The organism is Algoriphagus sp., from assembly GCF_039969895.1.
GTDB lineage: Bacteria > Bacteroidota > Bacteroidia > Cytophagales > Cyclobacteriaceae > Algoriphagus.
Genome location: NZ_JBDVMZ010000003.1, coordinates 22,614 through 46,439, shown reverse-complemented (window position 1 = coordinate 46,439; position 23,826 = coordinate 22,614). Strand labels below are relative to the sequence as shown.

Genomic DNA, 23,826 nt, shown 5'->3' with positions numbered 1-23,826 from the left:
TTTACAACTGATCGCTTTCGGTTTTTTCCTGCTTTCTTTTATTTGCTAAATCCAATTATAGTTTATTACTCTTTCAAACCATTGTCAGAACATTTGTTCATGGTTTTTTTTCTGCTTTTTCTTTGGAAATTTATCCAGTTTTTAAAGAGAGAAGATTTTAAATATTTGACCTTTTCACTTTTCTACTTTTCCTTATCGTTATTGGTGAGACCGACTTACTTGTACTTTTTCGGATTCTTAGTTTTGTTTTTAATTTATACAAACAGGCATAGACTTCAGCAATTGGTTTTTCCATTCTTTATTTGCGTACTTACTTTATTACCCTGGTCAACTTATTCGTATTTGAATTCTGATCAATTGGTAATTTCTTCTACAGGAAGTATTCAATCGCTAAAAGATGGTATCGCTTATGACAACAAAGGATATAGAAATACCCTAACAGACGATCCAGGTATAAGGAAGGTAATGGATGATTTTTGGAATGAATATGAGACGTACACCACTACAGGTCAAGTTTTCGATTATTATGTCCTTCAGTTGAAAACCAATGCTTTTGGTTTATTGAAGTTTCAGTTATTAAAACTGGGAAGAGTTTTTGTAGGGACGGATACCATCAATAAGAAGTTTGAATTGCTTATGCTGCTTATTAATTTACCTATTATCCTCGTGTTTTTTTATTGGATTTATAAGGTTTTAAGCTCTCTGAGTTTTTCCAATATGAACACTTTCTTTTTAGTGCTTCTAATTTATACTCTTTTGATATCATCTGTAGTAGTTCCATTATTCAGATATATCATTCCTATCTTTTACCTGGTCCCTATTTTGGGATATTATCAATTTAGCTCTCGAAAAGTCCTATGAATACCAAATCCTGTGTAATTATTCCCTACTATAAATCAGGCCATTTAGTACTTGACGTATTAAGAAAAATACCTAGCATAATAGACTTCGTGTATATTGTGGATGATAATAGTCCTATTCCTATACCGGACTGCTCTTTTTCTGAGTTTGACTTCGAGGTTATTATAGTAAAACATGAGACCAATAAAGGTGTGGGCGGTGCTATGAAAACTGGATTTAGGAAGGCCTTAGAAAATGAGGAAATTAGGTACTTCTATAAAGTGGATTCTGATGACCAAATGGATTTGAGTCAGATCTTTAAGTTGCAGGATCACCTCATATCCGAAACTTGTGATTTTGTAAAAGGTAATAGACTGTATGATATTACTGTGATTAAACGAATGCCATTTGTCCGTCGATTTGGTAATTTGGCTCTATCATTTATTACCAAGATGTGTACGGGCTATTGGGGAGTGCAGGATCCTACCAATGGCTACTTTGGGATTTCCCGTGAAGCATTAATGCAGTTAGATTTGGATAGATTGCATGATTCGTATTTTTTTGAAACCAGCTTATTGGGAGAATTATTCTTAAACGATAGTGTTATTTCTTCAGTTAAAATGCCTCCAATCTATAAAAATGAGGTAAGCAATATGAATGTATTCTTAATTCCTTTTGAATTTTTGCCAAAACTTATTGCCATATTTTTCAGAAGAGTTTATTATAAATATTTCCTGTTTGATCTTAATATAGGATCTATTTACTTGTTTCTTTCTGTGTTACTTTTTGTTTTTGGAAGTAGCTTCGGCTTTTATCACTATTATAAAAATTTGAATTTGGGATTGACTACTCCTGCTGGAACTGTAATAATCTTCGCCTTGGCGATCTTGATTTCATTCAACTTATTCCTGTCTTGGCTTGATTTTGATACCAAGAATTACCCGAGGAAAAATCCATAATTAATCAGGTATATCCGCATTGATACCCGGAAAAAGCTAAAAGTATTATGATTATCCGTATTTCTACCAGTAATGTGGAATAAGCAATGTAGCACATGTTAAACTTATGAATTGAGGCCGCCTCGGTCACCGATCTTTCGACTTCTGTCCTTATGAGCAAGGGAATTATGCATCCTGTCAAGATTGCGGATAGTCAACTTTATTAGATCCTTTTTTCCCGAACTGTAACCAGATAAATCAGTTATTTCAAACTTTGCGATCTGGTTCAGTTTCAATTGAAGTGCTTAGGATCTGAATTTTATAAATCTTAAATCCAGCGAAATTCAAGGAGATTGGCGCAAGTTTATCCTACTTAATACTAGCACTAGTCGGAATTTTCTTCTCTGATTTCTCAATAGTTTGATTTTGCGTACTGCTCATGTTTTATTTCTGCTGCTTAGAACGCTGGATTGCAGAAAACAAAACCTAAAATTCTATCTTTCTCTTCGGTGAAGTTGCTTTGCCGAGGAACATTCGAGACAAACTCTAATGAGAAAAATTCAAAAAGCAGGTACTTTTGTGTTAATTCGTTAATCTTTTAGGTTTTTTCTAATTCTATACATGTTTTTAACTCACTTCATCGTTTTTTTAATTTTGTTGCTTGTGGCTTTGATCTATCATCGATTGGCATTGAAGTTCAATATTGTCGATAAGCCAAATCATCGTAGCTCACACATTCATACCACTGTTAGGGGAGGGGGGATTCTTTTTCCACTTGCTGTTGTCTTCTGGTGGATGGCTTACGATTTCCCCAATACCTGGATGGTCATCGGGATACTATGGGTATCTGCCATCAGTTTGCTAGATGATGTCTATACCATTTCCAGTAAAATCCGCTTTGGAATCCAGTTTGTTGCTCTCTCAATGGCTTTTTACGACTTGGATGTTTTCTCTCAAATTCCCTGGATGCTCCTACCGTTTTTTTACTTTATAGCTTTAGCAGTGCTGAATGGGATTAATTTCATGGATGGAATCAATGGGATCACTGGTCTTTATGGCTTAGTTTTCTTGGGGAGTATATTGGCGGTTAATGCCTATTCCGGGATCTTTGATGAATTTTTGATACGATATGAGATTCTTGCCATCTGTGTGTTTCTGATTTTCAATTTGCGGAAAAAAGCCCTCATGTTCGCAGGCGATATTGGAAGTATTGCATTGGCGTATTTGATGATATATATGCTCGTGCAATGGTACTTAGAGTCAGGATCTTGGACGGTGATTTTATTCTTACTCATTTATGGTGTTGACGCTGCGATCACCATTTTTGACAGAATTAGGAAGGGAGAGAAAATTTCCGAACCCCATCGCACGCATCTTTACCAGATACTCGCCAATCAAGGCAATAAACCTCACGTCAATATCGCTTTGGTCTATGCTTTACTTCAGCTTGTGATAAATTTTGCTTTTTTTATCTATCCAAAATCAACCCCAAGTCCACTTTTGGGTTTTGGGTTGATCGTCGGCGTAGGCTTACTCTATATTGGGTTAAAGGTATTTTTCTTCAAAAAGTATTCGGGTCATCCTAGCTAATTCGCTAAGAGAAAAAGAATAAGCCAACCCTAATCCCCCTCTTCACCATCATTTGGGTTCCCTAGCCCATGTCAAATTCCACTTTTTCTTGAGTCTGAGTTGTGGTTTCCTCACACAGTTTGGCTCTAATAAAAAAACTCAGAGAAACTCTGAGTCTTTTTACTTCGGCGAATGCCTTGATTAAAACTTAACGATAAGTCAAAATTGAGGCGTAAAACTTAGAATTAAAATACCCTATATAGGGTATATTTTGAGGTTTTTTGAGAATTGACCAGCAATTTTGCTCTAGGAATTACAACTGAGAAATCATTGGTTCACTTATTGATAGATGAACTAACCAAAAAAAGGCTTTTTCTAACGTTGCTGAATGACCGATCTCGCGGCACATTCACCGCTCAAAAGGCATTTAAATTTGTTAACAAAAAGCACATTTGATTTGGATTGGTAGTTGTGAGTTAATCATATGATTTTATTTACTTTGTACCCAAATCAAGGAAAAAAGAGAAAAAGTCTCTAGTCATGAAGTTACAAAGTATCATTCCACCATCCCTAGCAAGAAGCAATTTTTTGCATGTTTGGGGACTGACTCTAGCAAAGACTACACTCCGCTAATCTGCCCATAGGCATGAAAAGCGAAACAATTCTGGATAACAGCGTTAAGGCAATCTATCATAAAAATTATTAATCAAACCTTATCTTAATCAAATCCCAAAAAAAATGAAGCAAAAACTATTCACTAGTTCGATTAACCGCTCGCTTATGATAGCCATAGTTGCCATGTTGGCAATGGGCGCTTGTAAGGGTAAAAAGAAAGCTGCGCAACAAGCACCACCAGCACCTGTGGAGCAAGTAGAACAGCCAGCTCCAACTCCTCCACCAGCACCAGTTTCTTCCGCTGAAGAGATCGCTGCCGAGAAGTTGGAAAAATATTTCAATAGTGTGGCTGGAGCAGGGAATGCGTCTATGGCTAATCAGACAATCCAAGAAGCTTTAGGTATGTTCTCCAATCAAGAAACTCCAGTGTTGATCGTAATTCACGAAGAAAATGGAATCAAAGATTACGATGAGCCAACTACCATCAAGAAGTACTTGGAGTACTTGAAAGACACCAAAAAGAACTTGAATTACATCAGCGATATCCGCATGGATGCCAATGGTAAAGTTTCTGAATTGGAGCTTAGAAGAAAATAATCGCCCACCTGAAAAAATAATTGAAACATGAAAAATAAAATGATCCTTTTCCTGGGCTTATTCCTTGCGACTTCAGTAAGCGTATTTGCTCAGTCAGAAACCATCAGTCCGGCTAGAAAGCAAGCAATTGACTCTCTTGCACTAGAGAAAGTAAAAGATTTGAGTAAATACATCAGCATCATCGGAAGCAAAGAAACTCAGTTTTCTGAAGCCAACCGAGTAATGGACAGAGCTGAGGAGCTTTTCTCTCCAGGTGCTGAAATGGGCGTTTCTAGTATCAATACAAACGAAATCGCTTACTACAAAGTAAGACGTTATTTCGAGCGTTTGATGGCTTTGAACTACGATAGAGTAAACATTACCTGGTATGATATCCAGTATATCTCTGATCTTGAAAGACAGCCTGACGGAAGATACGTAGGCGTTGTGACGGTATTCCAACGTTTTGAAGGTACTTCTATTGAAACAGGAATGAACTACAAAGACACGACTAAGAAAGACATCACTATCTACGTTGAAAAGAAGCAAACCCAAATTGCTGGTAGAACCATCGAATTTTGGGACGTCATGCTTGGTGACGTGAGAGTGACAGAAACCTCCGCATGAGAATAATAATCTTAAGTTTTGCGATAGTAATCGCAAGCATCTCAATTGTCTCGGGGCAGGGCATAGGCAGCCCCGGGACAATTAAAGATGATGGCAAATTCGCTGCCTCTACCAAACAACTAAACCAATTCTTTAGAAGATTTAATGGTGAAGAATCACCTACTGATGGCAATGTACGCTACTATCCATCCGATTCCGCCTACCATAGTATCCCGCTGAGAAGGGGGTTTATTCAAATACTTTTTGATAATCAAACATCCTCGGTCAATCCAGATCTGAAAAAACAGTTCAGTGATACCGTCCTTTCTGCCACATATCCCCAATACTTGAATTTCCATCGGGAAGGATGGTATGCTGAGGTTCAGGCAGATTTTATCTACAAAGGAAAAAGAGAGTCCGCTACCTTGATATTAAAAATACAACCCGAGGGACTTGGGTATGAATGGGTCATAGATGAGGTCTCATTTCCCCCATTCAAAACAATATTCAACAAACCTGTCGGAGACTCAAAAGACTTTCTTCATCCCCTAAGTCATGAACTTGGATTTATGAATTTGAGAAGAGCCTTTCAGGACTCCAAAATGCCTGAATCGTTCACGGAAAGCAGTTTCAAACCTGATTACCTAACGCTATTCCTCTACGAAATGAAGCAAAACAACCTGCGCTACGATACCGTAACGGACGTTAAGTTTCACTTCTTCCAAATAGAAGGCTGGTATTTTGAAGTAAATCAATTCAATCGCCCAGGTTTTAATACCGGATGGCTGATTTCAAACCTTGTCAAACTTTCCCCTGGCGATAAGGAAACCATTCAGAAATATATTTATGATCAGAACTAAGACCATCTTTCTAGGTTTATTGTTGTTCAGTCTGAGCTTCTCCGGAATAGCTCAAACTATAAAAGGCTATACCCAAGCGGAAATAGATGATTACTCTTCCAAAGTGGAAGATCAGGTTAGGTTCCTGGAATATCTGCTCAACACCATTGGTTCAGCCGAAACTCAACCTAGAGATAAAGATGTGGTAATCCGCGAAAGCTACCTGAAAATCTTCCGTGATGGAGAAGTTCAAGTGGAAGACGACCTTTTGTTGGATAGAAAAGTTGTTACCAATAAGAATGTAACCGCCTACCTGAAGGACATCGAGTTTTTTTATAAAAATGTCAACTTCAAGTTTAAAATCCGGGAAATCAAACCTCACCAGAAAGATAATGGTGACGTGTATTTCACAGCCTCACTAGATAGAACAATTACTGCCACGGGCATCAACAACGAAAAAGTAAACAACACCAAGCCAAGATTTATAGAAGTTAACCTCGATAGCAAAACTCAGGAATTAAAAATTGCCAGTGTTTACACGACCAAAGTCAGCCGGGATGAGGAATTGACCGAATGGTGGTCTGTGCTAGATCCTCACTGGAAATCCTACTTTAGAGAAAGATTCGCACTTTCTGCCTACGATTCTATTGGAGTGGAGCAGTTGTACAAGTTTGTAGAAGTGGATTCCCTGGATATTTCTGGAAGGGACTCCCTGCTGAACCTCGATCCAATGGAGGCCATGCGCAACCTGAAATACGTGAACCTGAGCAATACACAGATCACCGAACTCGGGCCCATTTCTAATGTGACTTTCCTGGAGTATCTGGATGTTTCTAATACCCCCACGGCTGATATCCAATTTATCAAGTATTCTGATCGCTTGAAGCATCTCGATATTTCAAATACTCAGATTACTAACATCAGTGAGCTGGTCAATCTCAAGTCCATAAGATCTCTTCGCATAGAGAAAACTCCAATCCTAAGTTTTGCTGTGCTGAATGAGTTCGATAGCCTGAAAAGCCTCTACATCGCACAAAGTGGTTTTAATAATACCGAAAATATTAAGGAGCTCTCGAAACTTGAAGAACTGGATCTCAGCAATAACTACTTAATCAACTTCAGCCAACTCGCAGATTTGACTGCATTAAAGCAGTTAAATTTATCAGGAACAAATATTCAGGACCTCACACCACTGAAGGATTTGAATCAGCTTGAAGTATTGGATATTACAGGAACAGAAGTGTCGGATATTTCAGCACTGAACAAAAAAGCCAGTCTGAGCAAGGTTCTAGCCGATGAGACTAAGCTAACCGTCCTAGCCGCTGATAATTTTATAAGAAACAATCCAAAAGTACTACTCATTCACCATGTCAAAGACTTGGAAAGCTGGTGGGCAGGATTGTCAGAAGCCTGGAAGGCCAGTCTGAAAAAAGCTAATCCAAGAATCACCTCAGATCAACCAAACGTAGAGATTCTAACCAACACGATCGGGTTGGAAGAGTTAGACTTAAGTGGAGCCGGAATCGAATCGCTTAATCCTATCACGAGATTTGTGAAATTGGAAAAAGTAGATTTTTCTGATAACCCGATCACCGAGCTTGTTTCTTTGAGTGAGGTGAAGACTCTTACAGAAATCACAGGTAAAAACTCCCAAGTCAAAGACATCTCTCCACTAAAATCTAATGAGGCACTGCTCAACCTTAACCTAGATGGAAGTCCGGTTTCCAGTATTTTGGATGTTTTGAGCCTTCCGAATCTTACTTATCTAAATGTAAATGGCTCGGAGATTTTCACGGAAGAAGTTCCAGAGATTGTAATACAGAAACCTAGCTTGACGATAGTTTATAGAACTGACGAACTAGCCGCCTGGTGGGAAGGGCTAAGCGATGATTGGAGGGATATTTTCAGAAAGCAGTTTTCTCTACCTGCCGATCCTACCACAGAAGAGCTTCATGCGATGGCACAGAAAGCATCGTTGACCTTTGAGCGAACTCCCATAGATGATATTCATGCATTGACGGTTTTTGTAAACCTCCGTTCACTGGTGATTTTTGATGCGCCTTTAGGTTATTTGGCACCAATCACTGAACTGAAGCTTTTGGAGAAACTGAGAATTTCGCAAGTTCCTGTGGTGGATTTTTCACCGATTAGTGGCTTGTCAAAACTGGAAGAATTAGATATCAGTAACTCTGGTATAGAAGATTTAAGTCCTATTTCAGGGCTGATGAATTTGAAAGTTTTGAATATTTCTGGTACTAATTTGAAAACGTTGAAAGGATTAGAGTCTTTGATAAAACTGGAAGAACTCGACGTGGCCAGCACCAATCTTCGTTCACTGAGACCTATAGAAGATCTGTCAAATCTGAAGAAACTTTCCTGCTTCAATACGCGACTGAATAGCAGAGCCATAGACAATTTCAAGAAAGCTAACCCTGATTGTGAAGTTAGATTTTACTAGAAGTTAATTGCATCTTCGGCTATTCTGCCAGTATAGAGGATTGCATCTAATAGGCGTAAAACTTAAAAGCCCATAATCAAAGAATAAACAGCTCAGCAACAAATTGGCAAAAGGGGGATGAAGGTGGAAATACCACTTTCATCCCCCTTTTGAATTTGAAAAAAACCAGAAAAGTATCGCTGATTGTTCTCAGTAAGAATAATAGATAGTTTTCAGGTAAGGAGAAGGAAAAGGGATAAAAAAATAAGATTAAATGGTCCCTTTAATATTTTCTTAGAAAAAGTTATGCTTTAAAAGTTGCTTAATCACCCTGACATAAAGGTATCTCGCGGATCTTGGAAAAAAATACCCTGTACAGGGTATTTTTTGGTGTAATCAGGCTAAAGTTTTCCACAAAATTGCATTTTACTGATTTTCATTATGGTTATTCTATTTTTCTTAGTCTAGCTTTTTTGTTCCGAACGTTTTAGTGCCGCCAAAATTTCCCAAGCCATTTTATAAAAAGTTCTGCTTTGCCCGCTCTAGCTCACAAAGCGCAGATTTCAACGAATCAAAATCCCAGGCATCTTTGCAGAGATTCAAATTTTGACTTTCTTCAACTCCCAAACTCCCTACTCCCAAGCTCCAACCCATTGACCAAGTATCTCTCAGTCCTTTCCATCCTTTCCATTACAGTGATACTCCTCGGGGTCAATCGTGGGTTTGACTTTTCGGATGAGGGACTATACCTGCTACTGGCAGATCCTCAGCAGCAGAATATAGGCGGGGTTTATAATTACGATCTCTTCTTCAAGCTTATTTATCATTTCACGGGAGTTGAAGTTGGAATAGTAGGTTCACGACTTATTCGTCTGCTGAGCTACTTGGCAGGAGCGCTGGCACTGAGTGTTTTTTGGAAAAATCTCAATCAGCAACTCAAGATTACACTGCCTGTCTTTTTACTTTCCCTGAGCGGCTTAATTGCTGGGTATAGTTTTCTACCTCCCAGTTTATCCTATAATTCCATATCGGTGGTTGCTGTGTGTTTTTGGCTGGCAATTATCTCCAAAAAATCGCTTCAACCTAAGGATTGGCTTTACCTAGGCCTGGTGTTGATGGTTTTATTCTATGCTAAAATCACCGTTTGCCTTGCACTAGGGGGCTTTACTTTGCTTTTTTTCTTGCTTAAAAAATCTTTATCCCTAGCCAGAATAGCTTTGCTCTTACTTCCAATGCTACTCTTTGAAGTGATATTCTATGGTTTATTTCTGGAAAATGCCTTGATGAGACTCTCCGGAGAATTTGGTTTTCTCCAACAGCGAAAGGACTACACATTTTTGCTGTTGCTCAAATACACAGCGGTGGGTGGATTTTGGTCCTTCCTGGCAGGCTTTCTTTTCTTTGCTGCTTCCAAAGCCAAGAAGTATGGCTTCCAATTCTATCCTTTGCTCTTAATTCTAGCCCTAAGCTCATTGCTGCTAGTCTTTTACTTCACCCTCATCACTTCCGAATGGAGTCACCTGGTTCTTTTGCTCACTTTTGCAGGAATAGCTTGGGTACTCGGCGATCTGCAGAATAATGACCTCAAAAAAGATGAACTGCTGCTCCTGATCGCCTTGGTCTTGCTTCCATTTATCCTTCATTTTGGGAGCAACGTCTATTGGATGCGCTTAGGAATACATTATTGGGTGTTTTGGCTGTTGGCTTTGGTATTTTTGTTTCAGAAAAAGGGTTATCCAAAACCAATGCAGTTGTATGTATTTGCTTCCAGTATATCCTTAGTTTTGGTTGTCTTTGGTATTTGGCTTACACCCTTTGAAGGAGCGTATCTTTGGCAGGCTACAGAGCGATGGGAGTATCGTACAGGCAAAAGCATTTACATATCTCCAGCGCAAACTGATTTTCTTAGATTGATTGATGAAGAAATTAAGAAATCTAAACCTAGGCAACTCGTTGCGTTCTATAGTAACCCAGGTATCCTTTACCTTTTGGGTAAAAACCAACCTTATTCTCCCGGATATTGGAAGCCTTCCCAAGCCAGGTTATTCTTTCATTCGGGATCTGATTTGGCGATGATACTCTTTAATGAATTGGAAGAATTTCCATTTGAAAGAGCTGACTGGACCACGCAAAAAGAAGTGATTCAGCCCAATGGTGAAAAATTACTTATTATATGGAAAAAGTAAGTGCAACTCATTTCCTCAGGTTTTGGGCTGTTTTAGGGCTATTCGCATTAGTGCTGATCTGGTTTCTTCCCTGGCGATTCCAAACCAACGATGACGAACTCATGATGTGGCTTGTATCAGGTGCCTACACCGGAACGCCTGAAAGCTACGCAGTTTTCATCCATCCCATCCTCAGCTGGATTTTCTCCGAACTCTATACCGCGCTTCCAGATGTTCCTTGGTATCCGCTGACCTGGTTTGGCGTGCTCTACTTAAGTTACTTGGGAATAGTTATATCATTAACCTTAACTGAAAGTGCAAGTAACTTCAAGCAACTCTTTATCCTGTTTGTACTCTTATTGGTTCTTCACTTTGGGATAACTCTCCAATTCACCGTGGTTGCCGGAATGGCAGGTTTCTCGGGTATGTTACTTTTTGAGGTGGGTAGAAAAAATAATAGTTTGTTGATGCCAGGCTTTTCTCTTCTCCTTTTGATTTTTTCCATTTTGATACGCTGGGAGTCATTTTTTTTAATCTCCCTAGGCTATGCACTTTATTTCCTTTGCTATAGGTCCTTGAGTGAATTCCGATTGTATGCAAAGTTTTTTATTCTCCCCGCACTGCTTTTTCTGGTTCTCTTTGGGGGTAAACTCCTTTGGGAAAAACAAGCTGATTACCTGGACTTTATAGCCTACAATAAAGCTCGGGCGGCCGTGTCTGATCATCCAGTTACTCACAGACTCATTTCAGAGATGCAGCCTGAAGAGGAGCCAACTTGGTTCTATTTTTCCCAATGGATGATGGAAAATGATAGACTTACCACCCAGGATTTACTCGAGAGAAAAATAGTCTTAGATAGCATGTTCTTTTCTCTAGAGCAATTGAACCACTCCTTTGCCAGACTGATTTCTATTCTGAAAACGGAGGCATTCAAATCAGTATTTACCCTACTTTTTTTCTTTCTGTATTTCTATAGGTTCAGATTCTCCAAGAATTCCTTGTTTTTTTTCCTAGCTTGGATTCTTTTTTTTATTACGTTCAATCATTTCTATGTCCTCAATGGCAGGGTAATCATCCTGTACCTTTTTCCATTCTGGTTTCCATTCATTTTAGAAGAAGCTTCAAGCAGCCTCTCAAAAAAGAATTCTCTGCTTTCATCTTACCTGCTTTTACTTCTCTTTGGGTATCATTTTTTTTCCTTTCTGACAGTCTCCAAAGGAAGAGAAATTATGCAAAGGGAATTTGAATCCCTCACTGCACAGCTTCCTGAGCAGTCACTTTTGGTACTAGAGGGGTATAAAGAAAATTACCTTGGGATAAAATTCTCCAAGGACAATCCTGTGTCTCTCCTGAGTCTGGGATGGATTTCTAAAAGCCCTTTTCAGACCAAGAAACTGGAGCAACTTGGACTTCAGGTCATTTCAGATGCCGACGAATATTACCTCATAGGGGTGGATATCCATGAGGAGTACTTCTTCCCAGATTACATGAACTATGTAGGTGAGGGGTATCAACTGGAAAGCAAAACTGAACTGGACAACTTTATTCTTTTCCATTACATAAGAACCAACTAGCGAGGGTTTTCCCAGGGAGTGTTAATTCACTCAATTCAATTTATTTCTTGCAAAAATCATTTGTCCAAGTAAATTTGCTTTACTGAGTCAAAAAATTACTCAGTCCGCTAGTTTCTGACATGGGAGTGACCGAGCGAAGCTTTAAGGTACTTCATACCACCCACCACCCAACAACTAACAACTAACAACCACCAACCAACAACTACCAACCAACAACCACCAGTTGCTCGAATCCCTAGTCACTTCCAAAACCCGAATTAAACTTCTCCTGAAGTTCTTCTCGCACGCCAATTCAGGCTACCTGCGTTCACTGGCCAAGGAGTTTGACGAGTCCACCAACTCCGTACGAGTGGAACTCAACCGGCTCACCGAGGCTGGACTTCTTGTATCAGAAGACGATGGCAAAACCAAACTCTACAAAGCAAACACCAGCCATCCCTTTTTTGAAGAAATCAAAGGCATGGTTTCCAAATTCCTGGGTTTAGACGATCTCATGGAGCGTATAGTCAAAAGAATGGGGGAGGTAGAGGCAGCTTATATTGTAGGAGATTATGCTAAAGGCATAGACTCCGGGACGATCAGCATGATCCTAATAGGCAAGAAGCTCGATCAACACTATCTAGATTTTATCAGAGAGAAAACCTACGAAAAAGTACAACGCAAAGTAGAAGTTTCCATACTCACCACCGACCCCGGAGACATACAGGGGATCTTGGTTTATGGCAAATAATAAAATAGCACCAACCCCCAACCAACAACCATCAACCACCAACAACCACCAACAACCAACAACCACCAACCACCAACCAACAACCCCCAACCAACAACCAACAACTAACAACTAACAACTAACAACTAACAACCAACAACCACCAACCCCCATTGACCCCCAAAGACAACATCAAAATCATCCAGCCCACCTCCGGATGGCAACTAATAGACTTCAAAGAACTCTGGCGATACAAAGACCTCCTGTATTTCCTAACGCTGAGAGGAATCAAAGCCCGCTATGCTCAATCCGTATTGGGAGTTGCCTGGGCTATTATCCAACCCCTTTTTACCACTGTCGTCTTCACCATTGTCTTTGGCAACCTCGCCAACGTGGACTCCGACGGTATTCCCTATACCCTGTTTTCTTACCTAGCCCTCTGGCCTTGGAATTACTTTTCGGGAACACTCACCGAGTCGGCCAATTCCTTGATCCAGAATGCAAACATGATCACCAAGGTGTATTTCCCAAGAATGGTCCTGCCACTATCTTCTATACTTTCCAAACTCCTAGATTTTATAATCGCCTTTGTCGTGGTGGTAGGAATGATGTTTTACTACCAGCTCGTACCAGGTTGGGGACTGCTGGTACTCCCGTTGCTGATCATTCAATTACTCATGTGCAGCTTAGGGATGGGGATGATGCTTTCTGCCATGGCCGTGAAATACCGGGATGTCAAGCATGCACTGACCTTCGTGGTGCAGCTCTTACTTTATGCCGCACCCGTAGTTTATAGCACCACAGCTGTACCCGAAAAGTACCAGGCATTCTATGTGCTTAACCCCATGGTTGGCGTGATCGAAGGCTTTCGAGCAGCTTTCCTCGATCGTCCCATGCCTTGGGAATGGATCTGGCCAGGAACCATCGTTGCTCTTATCCTCTTCATCTTCGGCATGATGTACTTTCGGAGGATGGAAAGAATCTTCGCGGATGTAGCTTAATTGGTTGTTAGTTGTATGTTGTTAGTTTCTCGAACCCCAACCAACACTTAACAACCAACAACCAACAACCAACACCCAACAACCAACACCTAACAACCAACACCCAACAACCAACAACCAACAACTAACAACCAACAACCATCAACTAACAACCACCAACCAACACCCCCTTGCTCCTCTCCATCATCTCACCAGTTTATCGAGCCGAAGCACTTCTTACTCAGCTTGTAGAGCGTATCGTATCCGCAGTTTCTCCCATTTGCGATGAGTTTGAAATAATTCTCGTGGATGATGCTAGTCCAGATCACTCTTGGCAACACATAGAAAAACTTGCCGGCATTCACCCTCAAATCAAAGGAATTAAGCTCAGCCGAAACTTCGGTCAACATTATGCCATTACCGCCGGATTAGATCATGCTGCTGGTGAATGGATAGTCGTGATGGACTGCGACTTGCAAGATAGACCCGAAGAGATCCCAAACTTATACAGAAAAGCGCTTGAGGGGTTTGACGTGGTGCAAGCTAGGCGCGAAAACCGGCAGGACGGATTCCTGAAAAAACTTTCATCCAAACTCTTCTACCGCACCCTGGCCTGGCTTACCGGATCAGAGCAAGACGAAACTATCGCAAACTTTGGGATTTACCACCGCCGAGTCATCGCTGAAGTGGTGAAAATGCGGGAGTCTATACGGTATTTTCCCACTATGATCAAATGGGTAGGATTTAGGCAGGCTGCTATACCTGTGGTTCATGCAGAAAATGGCGAGCGCCAGAGTGCCTACAACCTTCGCAGGTTATTTAATCTTGCCCTCGACATTATGCTTGCATATAGTGACAAGCCTATACGACTGACAGTCAAACTCGGTATGCTGGTGTCTCTTGCAGGGTTCGTATTCGCATTATATACCTTGTATCGCTATTGGCATGGAGATATTATTGTAGCCGGTTATGCCTCTCTGATTATTTCTATTTGGTTGCTAACGGGCTTTTTATTGATTACGCTAGGTATGGTGGGACTCTATGTGGGGAAAACATTTGAAGGGGTAAAAGACAGGCCCATTTACATCGTAGCGCAAGTTTTAAAGATAAACAAGGCATAAATATGATCAGTGTTTTTTCTCTTGGATTCAAAGGCTACAATGCACTGACTCAGTTGAATCCAGCCTACATTCCATTAATCGATTCTGTAGTCATCGGTAGGGATGCTGGGGTAGAAAATGACTATGCAGATGAACTAAAGGCTTGGTGTACAAGTCGAACTATTGAACACTTTGAGAAAGAAGCGGCTGACCAAAACCTACCACATAGCAACTATATCCTGCTGATAGGATGGAGATGGCTCGTCAAAGAAAGTCCAGATCAACACTTCATTGTTTTGCATGATTCCTTGTTGCCTAAGTATAGAGGATTCAATCCTTTGGTGACAGCACTTATAGAAGGTGATTCAGAAATAGGAGGTACAGCCATCTTTGCCAAGGGAGCCTATGATACGGGAAATATTATAGTTCAAAAAAAAGTAAGCTTAGTCTATCCATGCAAAATTCAACAAGCCATAGACCTAATGGCCAAAATTTACCTGGAGATTGTAACTGAGTTATTTGAAAAGATCAGTACAGGGCAAACCTTGACTTCCAGAAATCAGGATGAAAAAGAGGCCACATATAGCTTGTGGAGAGACCAGGAAGACTATAGGATCAATTGGGCCCAACCTGCATCCAGAGTCTTGAGACATATTCATGCCAGTGGAAGCCCTTACAAGGGAGCATTCTCCGAGGCAGGTGGTTTTAGGTATAGAATTTTGGATGCAGCACTTGCTGAGGATGTTGAAATAGCCAATAGAACTGTTGGAAAAGTGATTTTCACCAGAAATGGCAATCCGGTCATCGTCTGCCAGGAAGGACTTCTCGAATTGACAGCTATAGTAGCAGAGAATGGAGAAAAAGTAGCTCTGCCAAACTTCCGAGTAAGATTAAGCTGAAGTCACCTGCAATTCCGCCCTAATACAGGCCAACCAACAACCAACAACCACCAACCAACAACCACCAACCAACACCCAACAACTAACAACCAACAACTACCAACCAACCCTAACTCCTCCAACTGCCCCTCACATAGTCAGCAAAGGAGTGAATTTTGCCACCTAATAGTTTATAATCCTTAACCAGTTCTTCAGTTTCCAAAACTAACTGTGGATACAAAAATTGGATCTTCTCTAAGTGATTGACGGTTTCCAAACCACTAGCCTCAGAATAAACCAGAAATTTGATGAAATCATTTTTATAAGATCTTCTGCCGTATCCTTCCACAATGTTCGTAATGACCGAATCAGAGGATCTTCTCAACTGACTACCCAATTCATATAATTCATACTTTGGAAGTCTAAGTGAAAAAGGATGAGTCTTTAAAAATAAACTAAAGCTGATCTTATAAATATCCAGGTCTCTATAGCTACTCATGGTATTAGTGTTTAAAGCAGAAAGAAAGTTTGTGAAAAAAACAACACTTAATCTAAACACTAATCCCCTAATAACCAACCAACAAACAACCACCAACCAACAACCAACACCCACCAACAACCAACAACCACCAACCAAAAACCACCAACCAAAAACCACCAACCAACAACCAACAACCACCAACCACCAACCAACAACCACCACCCAACAACCACCAACCAACAACTGAAAACCCCCTTCAACAAACCCTACCAAACCGGCAAGGAACTCACCTACATTCAGGACGCGATCAACCGCGGCAAGATCTCCGGCAATGGCTACTATACCCAACAGTGCCAATCTTTCCTGGAAAAGCGCTATGGTGTATATAAGTGTTTACTTACCAGTTCCTGCACCGATGCCCTGGAGATGGCGGCCATACTATGTGAGATCAAGCCCGGGGATGAGGTGATCCTGCCAAGCTACACTTTCGTGTCCACGGCTACGGCTTTTGTGCGTCGTGGGGCGCAACTGAAGTTTGTCGATAGCCATGCCGAGCATCCCATGATGGATAGCATGAAGCTCGAAGCGCTGATTACTGCCAAAACCAAAGCCATCCTCGTGGTACATTACGCAGGGCTGCCCTGTGACATGAAGGAAGTGATGCGCCTGGCAGGACTGCATGGGCTATTCGTAGTAGAAGATGCTGCCCAAGCGATAGAAAGTAGGAGCGAGTGCAGGCAGCTTGGGACTATTGGGCATTTGGGTACGATAAGCTTTCATGAAACCAAAAACATTCAGTGTGGAGAAGGAGGGGCATTACTGATCAATGATCCCAACTTAGCTGAGCGTGCGGAGATTATTTGGGAAAAAGGCACCAATAGAACTGCTTTTTTTCGTGGGGAGGTGGACAAATACGGCTGGGTGGATGAAGGCAGCAGCTTCCTTCCCTCAGAGATCACCGCAGCATTTCTTTGGGCTCAGTTGGAAAATATAGCCACTATTCAAGACCGTCGTGACCAAATCTGGGAGGAATACTTTGCGTATTTTCATGGGCTTACGCCAAAAAGTAACCTGCTTACTTCGGAATACTTGAGTCTCTTCCCAAAGAATGAGAAATATACCTTTACTACGAATACCCAGGCCCAAAAAGCAAATGCACACATTTTCTATCTGCTTTTTGAAAGCTTGGATCAGCGAACCCGCTATGCTAAAGTCTTGAAAGAACAAGGAGTCCTAGCTGTCTTTCATTACCAAAGTCTTCACAGATCAGGCTACGCCAAAAAGCACTTTCCGGATCAGTATGGCCGAGAACTACCCAATGCAGCGCGCTACTCCGATTGCTTATTAAGATTGCCCTTATTCTATGAATTACCGGAAGTCATTATGCTGTGATCTATGACCAGTCAACCAACAACCAACAACCAACACGCAACAACTAACACCCATGTCATCCTGAGCGAAGTCGAAAGACAACAACCAACAACTAACACCCAACAACTAACACCCAACAACCAACAACCAACACCCAACAACTAACAACCAACAACCAACCCCCAACTTCTCCCCAATAAAATTTGCGAATCCAATCCAACCGAGTAAATTTATTACTCAGTCCTCCCACAAGCCCCAAAGGGCATTTATTGTATGTAAATGAGAATAACTCTAATCTTAGGTGGGAGTGAAAGGGCGAAGCTGTGCCTGGCAAGTGAAAAGTAAAAAGTAAGTGGTGAAAGGTAGCAATTAGATATTTTTCAGCTATTTCAAAACCATCCCTTCGATAAGCTCAGGGCAGGTAACTAACAACCATTACCTCACAACCTCTCCGGAATTATTTTAGGGGAAAATGTCAATATCGAATTGATTTCACAAAAATCAAAAGTAGGGATAGCAGTTTAAGCTGAAGTACTAATTAATTAACATATTAAAATTGAAAGGTTTAGACACTTTTTCATATAGCAAGGTCTCAGAAACTATAGTTCTTATAATAAGTATAGTTTGCTTGGTGCTGTTTACTGCTACAGCTTTCAATTCATTCTATTGGATGGATGATTTCTGGAAGCGTTATGAATTGATTCACACTGGCTTTTTTCAGTTTCAATGGGATATATATTGGGGGTGGGATGGTCGTGCCATTTCTCCAGTTTACACGCTTCGTAATCTTTTTCTCTGGCTTTTTGATTATCAACAATCCTGGGCAGTCACGCTGATTACTGTAGGTTTTCTGTTTGGCACTTCCTACTTTATGTCGCTAATTCTAGTTCGCGAAAATTGGCTCGAATTTTCAAAAACAAAGAAGGCTATTACCATTTTACTTATCGCTTTTGTTCTGATAATGGTATTTAGACCTCACCTTAGTCGTAGTTTCTATTGGGCAACAGGATCTTTTTATTGTCTTGCTAATTTCTTTTGCGTCTATGTGATCTACCGTCTGCTTCAAAAATCCAGCTCGAAGTGGAATTACTGCTGGTTTTTCGTGGCAGTATCGACTGGTGCCAATTCGGGCTGTCTTGTGCTATGCTTTTTTGTTTTTGCACAGCTATTTGGATTGATCCGATTAGATAAAGCTAACTTTTGGGGTATGCTTTCGCTCGGATTGGTCACACTGGCATTGGTGACTTTTGCACCCGGTAATTTCAACCGTGCTAATGGTGCCTTGATGTTTTCCTTCGCAAACATGTGGGACGGAGCTATCTCCATACTTAAAGAATATGCTGGGATGTCAAAATGGATAGGGATTGGTTCCATTTTGGTGGGGTTGTACTTGAGAAAGGAAATTCAAAAGGTCGATTACAGACTGGTTCTTGTTCTTGTATTGAGCGCCCTTGCGTCGATTCTTCCTTTCCTGCCTTTGCCCTCCGCGGCTAGCAAGCATACAGCCATTCATTTTCAGACTTTTCTTTTGCTGGCAGGCGTCCTCGGAATTGGTCTTTTGATACGCGCCATCGCTGCTAAAATTCCGGCAGTGCTTATCAATGGAATGGCTATAGCTTTCTTTCTTTACTTTGGGACGCAGGTTTGGACTCAGTATCAAACAGGAAGGGAAGTAAGCGTGCAGATGGCCGTTAGAATGGATATTTTGGAGGAAAGTAGAGGTAGCGAGACAACAGTTAAATTGAAATCTATCGTTGTTCCAGATAACAATTGGACGAGTAGGTTTTGGGATATTACGGATAACCCCACCTACTATTCGAATATCTACGTCGAAAAATATTTTGGTATTGGAGGTGTTTACTTAGCTGAATGAGATTCGTTTTAAATATTGTTTAGCTTAATTGATGTGGTTAACATCCGGTTTAATTATTTGTTAATACCATGTATTTAATGGTATGGGAACCTTTAGAAAAAAAATGTTTACCAAGATTTTTTTTCACAGTTAAAGCAAGAGGATGTTTGTGAAGTCCAGTCTATCGAAACAGACCTTGGACGTTCAGAGATTTTCATTGGTTTCATCCTCTGTTTGCAGGATTAGGAAGATGAGCAAAAAGAAGAACCAATGATAGTTGATAGGAAGTTAAAGGGCTAAGCTATGCATGCCTACTGAAGGTAAAGTCTTCAAATGGCTAAATAAAAAAGTTGAAACTACCTCACTCCCCATTGATGATTGATAATCAATAAATGAATCTTGAAACTGTAAAGGTGCGCCTCTGTAAGAGAAATTCTTAACCACTCCAATCCTCTAAATATAATCTAAAAAGTCCACAACAAATAACATCTTAGGCACTTCTGTCTCAGTTTTAAACTTCTCAATTTCACATTATCTAATGCTTTTTAATACCATCACCTTCCTGATATTTCTACCTATAGTATTTCAACTATACTGGTTTGTATTTCAGAAGAACTTAAAACTTCAAAATGTTAATTAATTAACGACCCTGCATGTCTAATTCAGTCATTAAAGTCGAAAATTTATCTAAACGTTACCGTCTAGGTCTAAAAGAAAATAAGTCAGAGACGCTTGCAGGTCAGATTGGAAACTTAATAAAATCTCCTTGGCAAAACTTTAAAAAACTTCATGAAATGAGCCGTTTTGGATCAGAAGACGAATCTGTTTTTTGGGCTCTGAAAGATTTGAATTTTGAAGTAAGAGAAGGGGAGGTTTTAGGAATCATAGGAAAAAATGGTGCGGGTAAATCAACCTTACTTAAAATTCTCTCTGGGATTACAGATCCTACAGCCGGTAAAGTAGAAATCCATGCTCAAGTAGCCTCGCTACTTGAAGTCGGAACTGGTTTTCATCCCGAGCTTTCAGGAAGGGAAAACATCTATATGAATGGGACTATCCTTGGGATGAGCCGTAAAGAGATAGATTCAAAATTAGATGAAATCATAGATTTTTCTGGGGTAGAAAAGTTTATTGATACTTCTGTAAAATTTTATTCTTCTGGAATGAAGGTTAGGCTTGGCTTTTCTATTGCAGCTCACTTGGAACCTGAAATCCTTATTATTGATGAAGTTCTTGCAGTGGGGGATTTTGAATTCCAGAAAAAGTGCTTAGGGAAAATGGAGGAAGTGTCTGGTCAAGGAAGAACTGTTCTTTTTGTTAGTCATAATATGCAGGCTGTTTCCACACTTACTCAAAAATGCATCTATTTGGAAAATGGAGAGATTGTTATTCATTCCGATACGAAATCTGCAATTAGTAAATACTTGCAAACTAAAAATTCTTCCAGAGGCAAGTATAGCAAAGAGCCAGACCCCAATATAAACGAGATTATTACAGTTAATCTTTTTACATCAAATTTTGGGCACACACATCATAATGGTGAACAACTAAAGGTTGATGTTGAAATAAGTTTATTTGAAGGTATAAAAAATGGGAATATATCCATTCAAATATGTAATAGCTATGATGTTCCGATTATTCATAGTTGGATTTTCAACGACGTTAAGCCAATATTACACCAAGCTGGTATTCATCGTTTTAGTTGTGTTTTTCCAAGTTTAAAGCTATATCAGGGAGAATACTACTGTCGGATAATTTTGGCTTCTAACAACGGCAATCATGTTATTCAAGTATTAGATAAAATATGTTTATTCGATGTAGTTATGTATGAACAGTCCCGTGCTTACAGGTGGGAAAAGGATTCCTGCGCTTACATTGAAGACTTTTACTGGCAGAATTGAAATGCATTTAAACAGCGAATTATTATTTAGAAAATACCAAAAAGATTATTTTAAACCTGGTATTAAAGTTTTGGAAATAGGGCCAGCAGGTTTCCCATCAGCATATTGTCAAATAGTAAATGATCCCTCAATCCAATGGGATACTATTGATTTTGAAAGTACCGTCTATATAGATACTAATGTGAGCAATTTAACTTTTAACCTTTATGATCCTTATTCTTTTCCCATTCCTGAGAATTCTTATGACTTGGTAGTATCTGGACAAGTGATCGAACATGTTCAGGAAATTTGGAAATGGATGGCTGAATTAAAGCGTATTGTAAAGAGAGAAGGGATAATTTTTACGATCAATCCTGTAAGTTGGCCTTATCATGAAGCGCCTATAGATTGTTGGCGTATTTTTCCTAGTGGAATGGAGTCCCTTGCAAGTCACTGTGATTTGGAGATCGTGACTTGTTTGTTTGAATCGGAAGAATTAAATCAGCTCTTAAAGAGAGATAAGCATGTTTTAACTATTCCTGGAAAATCATACAATTTCTCTAATGAACAAAATAAAATGAGGAGAATCCTAAAATGGAATCGTTTTCTAAATTTATTTCCAAAGTGGGCGCGTGAACTTAGAATTCCTATTGAAGTTTCTTACGATACTATTTCAATTCTTAGAAAAAAATAAATGTACTTATTTACCAAGATTAGAGCATTCACTTTTAAGGAACTCGTTTTACATGTAATTATAAAGTTGAATATTCCAATTGTATCAAGAACCTACTATCAGAAGAATTTACAGCCTTACGCTGAAACTGTTTATGATTTTATTTCAAAAGGGTTTAAGGTAAAACGAATTGATAAAATGACTTTATCAATTATGGCGAATGAAGAGAAATATTTTTTACGACGACATGGATCTGATATTAAGGTGTTTGAGCAAGTTATTGTAAATGAAGAATATAGATCCCTTATTGACCTGCTTGAAAAGTGTGGTTTGGCCAATACTTTGCTTTCTGTACTGGATTGTGGATCAAATATAGGACTTTTCAGTGCTTGGATTTTGAATAAGGCTAGAGTGAAAAAAATCGTGTCCATAGAAGCTGATTTAGAAAATTATGTTTTTCAAAAATATGTCTTTTCTAATATGAGATATAATAGTGATGTTGAATTAGTAAATAAAGCATTATGGTCGGATTCGGAATCCACATTAAAAATAAGCTCTGACTTTAGAGATGGACAGCAATGGGCAAAAAGTGTGGTTCCTGCTTTGGAGATTTATCCTAATACAGTAAAGTCCATCAGTTTAAATCAGGTATATGATGAATATTTGGATCAGGAGATTCATATCCTAAAAATAGATATAGAAGGGGCTGAAAAAGCTGTCTTTGAAAATGAATGTGGTTTTGATAGGTTATTAGCAAACACAAAACTTATCGCAATCGAAATCCATGAGGAGGTAGAATCCACTACTATGATCTTGTCGATTCTAGACCGCTACGGTTTTGAACTTGAAAAAGTCGGGGAAACTACTTTTGGCTATAAGAAATATAACTGACTTGGACATTTCAATTATAGTTCCCTGTTACAATCACGGATTGTTCTTACGAGAAGCTGTACGTAGTGTGAGAAAATTAGCGTATATTAATTTTGAGATTATTATTGTAAATGATGGGTCTACTGACGCCCATACTATTTTGATATTAAATCAACTCGCTAAGGAAGGTTTCACTGTTTATAATCAAAATAATCTTGGCCTGGCCGTTGCTCGTAATCAAGGTATTTCAATTTCTACAGGTAAGTATATTATTCCTCTTGATTCTGACAACAAGTTAGACCCAGAAGGTATTGAGGAAGCTTTTTTTTTCTTAGAACAAAATGAGTGTGATATAGTCTATGGAAGACCTGAGTTTTTTGGGGAGTTAGATCAGTCTAGATATTTCTATCCTCAAGAATTTGATATTTTCAAACTACTGACGGGCAATTATATTGATGCTTGTGCAATGTATCGTCGTGAAGTATGGGAGACATGTAAGGGTTATGATACGAAAATGCCTTCTCCAGGTCATGAAGATTGGGAGTTTTGGATAAATTCATATAAGAATAAATTTAGGTTTAAGTTTCTTAATAGGAGATTTTTTTATTATCAAATTCGAAAAGAAAGCATGATTACTGTTACCCTTGCTAGTGGGGGATTGAATGACAATTTCAACTATATTTTATCGAAGCATTCCTCCGTTTTTACAAGTAATTATAATACTCTTTATTCAGTTTATAAGTCATATAATAGGTTAAAGATAAAACCTCTTCGAACTTCATTAAAGTTTTTCTTAATTTGGCTTAAAATTAAGGAATGATATTTTTTCTGTTATTATATTTATATTTGTTTCCAATGATTAATTAATAACAA

Annotated in this window: 20 protein-coding genes; 19 read left to right on the top strand and 1 reads right to left on the bottom strand. The window is 39.4% G+C overall.

The window, feature by feature from the left end:
* Positions 1–342: 342 nt before the first annotated feature.
* The 13 genes from ABJH64_RS00265 (at position 343) to ABJH64_RS00205 (ending at position 15,847) form a co-directional block, all read left to right on the top strand.
* Positions 343–861, top strand: coding sequence for a hypothetical protein (locus tag ABJH64_RS00265; RefSeq protein ID WP_348275927.1), 519 nt, complete (start codon positions 343–345; stop codon positions 859–861).
* Positions 858–1,799 carry a glycosyltransferase family 2 protein gene (locus ABJH64_RS00260; protein ID WP_348275928.1) on the top strand — a complete coding sequence of 314 codons (942 nt, stop codon included), beginning with the start codon at positions 858–860 and terminating at the stop codon, positions 1,797–1,799. Before ABJH64_RS00265 ends, ABJH64_RS00260 begins: the two co-directional genes overlap by 4 nt.
* A gap of 600 nt (positions 1,800–2,399) precedes the next feature.
* A complete protein-coding gene (locus tag ABJH64_RS00255; protein ID WP_348334509.1) occupies positions 2,400–3,368 on the top strand; it encodes a glycosyltransferase family 4 protein in 969 nt (322 codons plus the stop codon).
* Positions 3,369–4,085: 717 nt separating this feature from the next.
* Positions 4,086–4,559 carry a nucleoid-structuring protein H-NS gene (locus ABJH64_RS00250; protein WP_348275930.1) on the top strand — a complete coding sequence of 158 codons (474 nt, stop codon included), beginning with the start codon at positions 4,086–4,088 and terminating at the stop codon, positions 4,557–4,559.
* A gap of 27 nt (positions 4,560–4,586) precedes the next feature.
* Positions 4,587–5,165, top strand: coding sequence for a hypothetical protein (locus tag ABJH64_RS00245; RefSeq protein ID WP_348275931.1), 579 nt, complete (start codon positions 4,587–4,589; stop codon positions 5,163–5,165).
* Positions 5,162–6,004: a hypothetical protein gene (locus ABJH64_RS00240; protein ID WP_348275932.1), complete on the top strand. Its 843-nt coding sequence runs from the start codon at positions 5,162–5,164 to the stop codon at positions 6,002–6,004. The genes ABJH64_RS00245 and ABJH64_RS00240 overlap by 4 nt, the downstream gene beginning before the upstream one ends.
* Positions 5,991–8,441, top strand: coding sequence for a leucine-rich repeat domain-containing protein (locus ABJH64_RS00235; protein ID WP_348275933.1), 2,451 nt, complete (start codon positions 5,991–5,993; stop codon positions 8,439–8,441). Before ABJH64_RS00240 ends, ABJH64_RS00235 begins: the two co-directional genes overlap by 14 nt.
* Before the next feature lie 632 nt (positions 8,442–9,073).
* Entirely contained in the window at positions 9,074–10,606 is a 1,533-nt protein-coding gene (locus tag ABJH64_RS00230; protein ID WP_348275934.1) for a hypothetical protein, read from the top strand.
* A complete protein-coding gene (locus ABJH64_RS00225) occupies positions 10,594–12,159 on the top strand; it encodes a hypothetical protein (protein ID WP_348299868.1) in 1,566 nt (521 codons plus the stop codon). The genes ABJH64_RS00230 and ABJH64_RS00225 overlap by 13 nt, the downstream gene beginning before the upstream one ends.
* 223 nt (positions 12,160–12,382) lie before the next feature.
* Positions 12,383–12,889, top strand: a complete 507-nt coding sequence (locus tag ABJH64_RS00220; RefSeq protein WP_348299867.1) for a winged helix-turn-helix domain-containing protein — start codon at positions 12,383–12,385, stop codon at positions 12,887–12,889.
* 152 nt (positions 12,890–13,041) lie between these two features.
* A complete protein-coding gene (locus ABJH64_RS00215) occupies positions 13,042–13,869 on the top strand; it encodes an ABC transporter permease (RefSeq protein WP_348276721.1) in 828 nt (275 codons plus the stop codon).
* A 170-nt stretch (positions 13,870–14,039) separates the two neighbouring features.
* Entirely contained in the window at positions 14,040–14,969 is a 930-nt protein-coding gene (locus ABJH64_RS00210) for a glycosyltransferase family 2 protein (protein ID WP_348276719.1), read from the top strand.
* 2 nt (positions 14,970–14,971) lie between these two features.
* Entirely contained in the window at positions 14,972–15,847 is an 876-nt protein-coding gene (locus tag ABJH64_RS00205; RefSeq protein ID WP_348276718.1) for a formyltransferase family protein, read from the top strand.
* A 109-nt stretch (positions 15,848–15,956) separates the two neighbouring features.
* On the opposite strand, the gene ABJH64_RS00200 is transcribed toward ABJH64_RS00205, so the two are convergent.
* A complete protein-coding gene (locus ABJH64_RS00200) occupies positions 15,957–16,655 on the bottom strand; it encodes a four helix bundle protein (protein WP_348276717.1) in 699 nt (232 codons plus the stop codon).
* Between ABJH64_RS00200 and rffA the strand changes: the two genes are divergently transcribed.
* The 6 genes from rffA (at position 16,551) to ABJH64_RS00170 (ending at position 23,773) form a co-directional block, all read left to right on the top strand.
* Positions 16,551–17,699: a dTDP-4-amino-4,6-dideoxygalactose transaminase gene (gene rffA, locus ABJH64_RS00195; RefSeq protein WP_348276720.1), complete on the top strand. Its 1,149-nt coding sequence runs from the start codon at positions 16,551–16,553 to the stop codon at positions 17,697–17,699. The genes ABJH64_RS00200 and rffA overlap by 105 nt on opposite strands.
* A gap of 535 nt (positions 17,700–18,234) precedes the next feature.
* Entirely contained in the window at positions 18,235–19,551 is a 1,317-nt protein-coding gene (locus tag ABJH64_RS00190) for a DUF6056 family protein (RefSeq protein ID WP_348276716.1), read from the top strand.
* A gap of 632 nt (positions 19,552–20,183) precedes the next feature.
* A complete protein-coding gene (locus tag ABJH64_RS00185; protein WP_348276715.1) occupies positions 20,184–21,431 on the top strand; it encodes an ABC transporter ATP-binding protein in 1,248 nt (415 codons plus the stop codon).
* Positions 21,406–22,104: a methyltransferase domain-containing protein gene (locus tag ABJH64_RS00180; protein ID WP_348335419.1), complete on the top strand. Its 699-nt coding sequence runs from the start codon at positions 21,406–21,408 to the stop codon at positions 22,102–22,104. Before ABJH64_RS00185 ends, ABJH64_RS00180 begins: the two co-directional genes overlap by 26 nt.
* The gene (locus ABJH64_RS00175; RefSeq protein ID WP_348276713.1) at positions 22,105–22,974 is read left to right on the top strand and encodes an FkbM family methyltransferase; all 870 of its coding nucleotides are present in this window, start codon (positions 22,105–22,107) and stop codon (positions 22,972–22,974) included.
* The gene (locus ABJH64_RS00170) at positions 22,922–23,773 is read left to right on the top strand and encodes a glycosyltransferase family 2 protein (RefSeq protein ID WP_348276712.1); all 852 of its coding nucleotides are present in this window, start codon (positions 22,922–22,924) and stop codon (positions 23,771–23,773) included. Before ABJH64_RS00175 ends, ABJH64_RS00170 begins: the two co-directional genes overlap by 53 nt.
* Positions 23,774–23,826 lie beyond the last annotated feature (53 nt).

Excerpts from the sequence above, each read along its gene's own strand:
- ABJH64_RS00205 (WP_348276718.1), top strand. The coding sequence starts at position 14,972 with ATGATCAGTGTTTTTTCTCTTGGATTCAAAGGCTACAATGCACTGACT.
- ABJH64_RS00250 (WP_348275930.1), top strand. The coding sequence starts at position 4,086 with ATGAAGCAAAAACTATTCACTAGTTCGATTAACCGCTCGCTTATGATA.
- ABJH64_RS00240 (WP_348275932.1), top strand. The coding sequence starts at position 5,162 with ATGAGAATAATAATCTTAAGTTTTGCGATAGTAATCGCAAGCATCTCA.
- ABJH64_RS00260 (WP_348275928.1), top strand. The coding sequence starts at position 858 with ATGAATACCAAATCCTGTGTAATTATTCCCTACTATAAATCAGGCCAT.
- ABJH64_RS00245 (WP_348275931.1), top strand. The coding sequence starts at position 4,587 with ATGAAAAATAAAATGATCCTTTTCCTGGGCTTATTCCTTGCGACTTCA.
- ABJH64_RS00255 (WP_348334509.1), top strand. The coding sequence starts at position 2,400 with ATGTTTTTAACTCACTTCATCGTTTTTTTAATTTTGTTGCTTGTGGCT.
- ABJH64_RS00225 (WP_348299868.1), top strand. The coding sequence starts at position 10,594 with ATGGAAAAAGTAAGTGCAACTCATTTCCTCAGGTTTTGGGCTGTTTTA.
- ABJH64_RS00175 (WP_348276713.1), top strand. The coding sequence starts at position 22,105 with ATGTACTTATTTACCAAGATTAGAGCATTCACTTTTAAGGAACTCGTT.
- ABJH64_RS00185 (WP_348276715.1), top strand. The coding sequence starts at position 20,184 with ATGTCTAATTCAGTCATTAAAGTCGAAAATTTATCTAAACGTTACCGT.
- ABJH64_RS00235 (WP_348275933.1), top strand. The coding sequence starts at position 5,991 with ATGATCAGAACTAAGACCATCTTTCTAGGTTTATTGTTGTTCAGTCTG.